The following is a 2,056-nucleotide window of genomic DNA, read 5'->3' on the forward strand; positions in this document are numbered from 1 at the left end:
GATATAGCCTTCTCCGTCCCCCCTTCGCAGTAACACCGAGTACAGGAATATTAACCTGTTTCCCATCGACTACGCCTTTCGGCCTCGCCTTAGGGGTCGACTCACCCTGCTCCGATTAACGTTGAACAGGAACCCTTGGTCTTCCGGCGAGCGGGCTTTTCACCCGCTTTATCGTTACTTATGTCAGCATTCGCACTTCTGATACCTCCAGCATGCCTCACAGCACACCTTCGACGGCTTACAGAACGCTCCCCTACCCAACAACACATAAGTGTCGCTGCCGCAGCTTCGGTGCATGGTTTAGCCCCGTTACATCTTCCGCGCAGGCCGACTCGACCAGTGAGCTATTACGCTTTCTTTAAATGATGGCTGCTTCTAAGCCAACATCCTGGCTGTCTGTGCCTTCCCACATCGTTTCCCACTTAACCATGACTTTGGGACCTTAGCTGGCGGTCTGGGTTGTTTCCCTCTTCACGACGGACGTTAGCACCCGCCGTGTGTCTCCCGTGATAACATTCTTCGGTATTCGCAGTTTGCATCGGGTTGGTAAGCCGGGATGGCCCCCTAGCCGAAACAGTGCTCTACCCCCGAAGATGAGTTCACGAGGCGCTACCTAAATAGCTTTCGGGGAGAACCAGCTATCTCCCGGTTTGATTGGCCTTTCACCCCCAGCCACAGGTCATCCGCTAATTTTTCAACATTAGTCGGTTCGGTCCTCCAGTTAGTGTTACCCAACCTTCAACCTGCCCATGGCTAGATCACCGGGTTTCGGGTCTATACCCTGCAACTTAACGCCCAGTTAAGACTCGGTTTCCCTGCGGCTCCCCTATACGGTTAACCTTGCTACAGAATATAAGTCGCTGACCCATTATACAAAAGGTACGCAGTCACCCCCATAAAGAAGGCTCCCACTGCTTGTACGTACACGGTTTCAGGTTCTGTTTCACTCCCCTCGCCGGGGTTCTTTTCGCCTTTCCCTCACGGTACTGGTTCACTATCGGTCAGTCAGGAGTATTTAGCCTTGGAGGATGGTCCCCCCATATTCAGACAGGATACCACGTGTCCCGCCTTACTCATCGAGCTCACAGCATGTGTGCTTTTGTGTACGGGAGTATCACCCTGTACCCTGCGACTTTCCAGACGCTTCCACTAACACACAAGCTGATTCAGGCTCTGGGCTGCTCCCCGTTCGCTCGCCGCTACTGGGGGAATCTCGGTTGATTTCTTTTCCTCGGGGTACTTAGATGTTTCAGTTCCCCCGGTTCGCCTTGCAGCACTATGTATTCATGCTGCAATGATGCACAGAGTGCACCGGGTTTCCCCATTCGGACATCGACGGCTGTAGCGGTTCATATCACCTTACCGTCGCTTTACGCAGATTAGCACGTCCTTCATCGCCTCTGACTGCCTGGGCATCCACCGTGTACGCTTAGTCGCTTAACCTCACAACCCACAGGCGTTTTTCAACGCTGCGAATTGCAAGCATTTGAGAGACTCGAACGCATCGCCTTGTCATTCCTTATTACGGAGGAATGACGCGCTGCGTCGTTTCAATTTTCAGCTTGTTCCGGATTGTTAAAGAGCATAATACGTCGCAGCACACCGTCGCCGGTATGCTCTGAGGTATTTCAGAAAAAAACAGATAAACGGTATGGTGGAGCTAAGCGGGATCGAACCGCTGACCTCCTGCGTGCAAGGCAGGCGCTCTCCCAGCTGAGCTATAGCCCCATACAGTTACTGCAGAGACCACTACTACCACTCAACCGAGTTACATTCTTCAGGAGAAGGATGCAATTTCTTTTCAGGCAAGGCATGCGGAAGGGAAGTTTACTCAGGTAAACGACCGCGCGCATAACGCAGCATGAGAAGAAATTTGGTAGGCCTGAGTGGACTTGAACCACCGACCTCACCCTTATCAGGGGTGCGCTCTAACCACCTGAGCTACAAGCCTGTAGAGGTTTTTTCTGCTCGTTACTTTTTATCAGACAATCTGTGTGGACACTGCGCGGGAAGGTATCTTCAGGTAAGGAGGTGATCCAACCGCAGGTTCCCCTAC

2 tRNA genes and 1 rRNA gene are annotated in these 2,056 nt (G+C 52.5%); all 3 read right to left on the reverse strand.

The features are described from left to right. Nucleotides 1–1,443: ribosomal RNA gene (locus HFD95_RS21840) — 23S ribosomal RNA — on the reverse strand; the annotation flags it as partial. Between the two features lie 209 nt (nt 1,444–1,652). Continuing rightward, a tRNA-Ala gene (locus tag HFD95_RS21845) sits at nt 1,653–1,728 on the reverse strand. A 146-nt stretch (nt 1,729–1,874) separates the two neighbouring features. Beyond that, a tRNA-Ile gene (locus tag HFD95_RS21850) sits at nt 1,875–1,951 on the reverse strand. Nucleotides 1,952–2,056: the final 105 nt, after the last annotated feature.

Origin of the sequence: Pantoea sp. EKM10T (assembly GCF_011800685.1) — a bacterium.
In the GTDB taxonomy this organism is placed as follows: domain Bacteria; phylum Pseudomonadota; class Gammaproteobacteria; order Enterobacterales; family Enterobacteriaceae; genus Pantoea; species Pantoea agglomerans.